General features: G+C 39.0%; 3 protein-coding genes and 1 pseudogene. All 4 read left to right on the top strand.

Translation table 11 applies throughout. The annotated features are described in order from the left end of the window. Positions 1 to 150 precede the first annotated feature (150 nt). The 4 genes and pseudogenes from ACI6MV_RS24715 to ACI6MV_RS24700 all read left to right on the top strand — a co-directional run bounded on the left by ACI6MV_RS24715 (position 151) and on the right by ACI6MV_RS24700 (position 3,393). Positions 151 to 1,395, top strand: coding sequence for a tyrosine-type recombinase/integrase (locus ACI6MV_RS24715; protein WP_407272970.1), 1,245 nt, complete (start codon positions 151 to 153; stop codon positions 1,393 to 1,395). Then, positions 1,392 to 2,360: a tyrosine-type recombinase/integrase gene (locus ACI6MV_RS24710; RefSeq protein WP_407272969.1), complete on the top strand. Its 969-nt coding sequence runs from the start codon at positions 1,392 to 1,394 to the stop codon at positions 2,358 to 2,360. The genes ACI6MV_RS24715 and ACI6MV_RS24710 overlap by 4 nt, the downstream gene beginning before the upstream one ends. Further along, positions 2,353 to 2,637 (top strand): annotated as a pseudogene (locus tag ACI6MV_RS24705) (site-specific integrase); the annotation flags it as partial. The gene ACI6MV_RS24710 and the pseudogene ACI6MV_RS24705, both read left to right, overlap by 8 nt. Before the next feature lie 99 nt (positions 2,638 to 2,736). Continuing rightward, complete coding sequence (locus tag ACI6MV_RS24700) at positions 2,737 to 3,393, top strand: tyrosine-type recombinase/integrase (RefSeq protein WP_407272971.1); 657 nt, start codon at positions 2,737 to 2,739, stop codon at positions 3,391 to 3,393. Positions 3,394 to 3,497: the final 104 nt, after the last annotated feature.

The raw sequence follows: 3,497 nt of genomic DNA, 5'->3' as shown, positions 1-3,497 counted from the left end.
AAAAGATTATTCCGAAATCTTTGTTATCCCGAATAATTAATTGTTTTAGCTTATATATCAGGTTAAAGTAGTTAAATATTCGGAATAACTGTTGCTAAAGTGTCCATAATGAACTTGGGATTTACCCAAATTATTATGGAGGCGAAATACATGAAAGATATTTTACTGACGGAGTTGATTACCCAAGCTAAGGAAGCAATAAAACCAATTCAACATAGTGCATCTACAGTCTATCAGTATGGATTAGCATGGAATGAACTGATTCATTTTTTCGAATCAAAGGGCCGATTGTACTTTTCTAAAGAAGTGGCAAATCGTTTTATGCAAGAAGCAAAGGATGAATTGGACAAAAGGTTGATTAAGGAATGGCGTTATAAACTCAGACGCCTTTCTGTGCTGATTCTTCTTGAAGTCCTTGAAACAGGTAGATACAGTTGGAAAGTCCATTGTGCAGAAGCCAATGGCATCCTTTCTGACGAAATGAAGCAGCTACATAACGATTATGCAGAAGCACTTATCCGCTCAGGGAAAGGTAATGGTACATGCAAGTTATATGAGACACTTGCGAGGCAGTTTTTAAAATATGTACAGTCAGAACTTAATAAAAACATATCTGATCTCCGGCTCGATGATGTTCGAAGTTTTATTCCTTATATAGCAAGATCTTACCAAAGCACCAGTATGCGAACAGTACTGTCTGCACTTCGGTCCTTTCTGAAATATCTCTATAAAGAAAGTGCGACTAATGAAAAATTAGTTCTGGCAGTTCCAAGCAGCGGTTCCAGAAGAACCGCAGTTGTACCAACTATTACACAGGACGAAGAAGACCGTTTGCTTCAGTCAATCGACCGTTCCACCTGTATTGGAAAGCGTAACTATGCCATGGTGCTTTTGGCAATGCGCACAGGACTTAGAAGCATTGACATTACAAATTTAGAATTATCCAGAATTGACTGGCGGAATAAGACAATCGCCATCGTACAACAAAAAAACGGAAGGCCTTTAATGTTACCTATTCTTACAGATGTCGGTAATGCATTGTCTGACTATATACTAAATGCAAGACCTCAAAGCAGTCTTCCCTATGTTTTTCTGAGATATCAGTCACCATACACAAAATTATCTCGTTCCAACTGTTATGCCATCAGTTGTAGCATCATGAAAAAGGCGGATATCCGGCAGTCAGGACATCAACGGAAAGGATTTCATATCTTCCGCCATTCTGTGGCTGCAAGAATGCTTTCACAGGAAATATCACTTCCTGTGATATCCAATACATTGGGACATGGATCCATATCTTCCAGCAAAATATATCTATCAACAGACGAAAAACATCTTAAGGCATGCGCCCTCACCTTACAGGGAATTGAAGTTACAAAGGAGGAACTTTTGTGAGGTATCCTTATTATGGTAACTTCAGTGTCTATATAGAAGGTCTGGTTGAACAGAAGCAGTCTCTTGGATATCCATATATCAGCTCAGGAAGAATCCTACGCATGTTTGATGAGTATTGTATAAAACACTTCCCTAATGAACATACATTAACTTCTGACATTGCCATGGGTTGGGCTTCCTTAAGAGAAAATGAACACCCAAATGGGCTTTTGCGTAGAATTACACCTGTAAGACAGCTAGCAAAATATATGAACAGCATTGGGGTTGATGCGTATGTCATACCTTCTAATATACCGAAAAAGCAGATACGCTATGTGCCACATATATTTACCAGTCGGGAACTGTCTGACTTCTTTAAGGCAATAGATGCTTGCCAGGCCAGCCCTTTCAGCCCAGGACGGCATCTAATCATACCTGTATTTTTCAGGCTCCTTTATTGCTGTGGACTTCGATCCTCAGAGGCTAGATTGCTACAGGTATCGGATGTCGATCTTGAAGCAGGAACAGTCTTTATCCGAGAATCTAAAGGGCATAAGGATAGAATCATATATCTATCTGACGATATGCTACATCTATGTAAGGTTTTCGATGAAAGAATCCGGTTCCACTTTCCTAATAGAATGGCATTTTTCCCAAATCAGAAAGGCAATTTCTATAATCGTAGCATAGTAGACTACTGGTTCCATTTGTTCTGGGATAACCTTGCTGTTGCAAAGACAGGCACAGGAAATCTTCCTAGAGTTCATGATTTTCGCCATGCTTTCTCTGTTAGCCGTCTGAATCAGTGGGTGAAAGAGGGAAAAGATATCAATGCGTATCTTCCATATCTAAGCATGTATCTTGGTCATACCAATCAGGCAGATACGGATTATTATCTTCATCTGGTTCCAGAGTTCTTTCCAGTATTCCGCGATAAATCCAGCGTGATATCCGAAAGCCTCCTACCGGAGGTGGATTATGAGTAAACCAATAAATGATTCCTTTTTTAAATATGTGCGTAGCTTTCTAACGGTGTATCTACCCAAGAATAAATGCTACAGTCCTAACACAATTAAAGCCTATCGTGATACGATAAACGTCTTGCGACTTTTTCTAAACGAGCAAAAGAAGATTTCTTTTACGCAAATTACCTTTGAGATGATAAATCATGCATTGGTATACGAATTCCTAGAATGGCTCGAGTCTTCTAGAAACTGTAGCATTTCTACAAGAAACCAACGGCTAGCTGCACTAAAATCTTTTCTACATTATTGTGCAATTGAGGAACCTTCGCTAGCTGCGATATATATAGATGTTCAGGACATTACGGCTCTTCGTGATACGAAAAAGGGAGTATCATATATGACACAGAATGCGTTGAAATCGATTCTGATACAGCCAGATGTAAAAAACAGGTTCGGCTTGCGGAATCGGTTCTTTATGATAGCTATGTACGACACCGGCGGACGCATACAGGAAATCCTTAACTTAAAGCTGAGGGATATATGCCTTGAATTGGATATACCATGCATCTATCTTAATGGTAAAGGAAACAAAGTTAGGGCGGTTCCATTAATGGAGAAAACTGTTCTTCATTTAAAAGAATACTTGAAAGTATTCCACCCAACATATCCGAAAAACACTGATGACTGTCTATTTTATACTGTAATCAAAGGGAAAAAGGGTGCAATGTCTCCCGATAATGTTTCAATATTTATTAAAAAATATGCAAATCAGGCAAGAAATTTTTGTCCGGAAGTACCTGAAAGGGTACATGCACATTTATTTAGGCATAGTCGGGCCATGCATTTGTATCAGTCGGGTATCCCTCTCTCCTATATTAAGGACTTTCTTGGACATGTAAATGCTACAACAACTAGTATATACGCCACAGCGGATACCACCATGATAAGGGATGCCCTTGAAAAAGCAGCCAAATTAGGCGACAACTCTAATGCTGAAGTTCCTGTTTGGGAGGGTAATGAGGATATGATTCTCAAACTTTGTGGTTTAAAATAGCATGACTGTCTTTGATGGTTATCCCGAAGATAAATAAAAAAAGTGGCTGTTATTATCAATAGCAGCCGTAATTCGGGATAACAAAAACATCGGAATAATCTTTT

Origin of the sequence: Radiobacillus sp. PE A8.2 (assembly GCF_045635475.1) — a bacterium.
Lineage (GTDB): Bacteria > Bacillota > Bacilli > Bacillales > Amphibacillaceae > JBJGXI01.
Note: the sequence above shows the minus strand (reverse complement) of the source record. Positions and strands in the feature narration are given on the sequence as shown.

Excerpts from the sequence above, each read along its gene's own strand:
- ACI6MV_RS24715 (WP_407272970.1), top strand. The coding sequence starts at position 151 with ATGAAAGATATTTTACTGACGGAGTTGATTACCCAAGCTAAGGAAGCA.
- ACI6MV_RS24700 (WP_407272971.1), top strand. The coding sequence starts at position 2,737 with ATGACACAGAATGCGTTGAAATCGATTCTGATACAGCCAGATGTAAAA.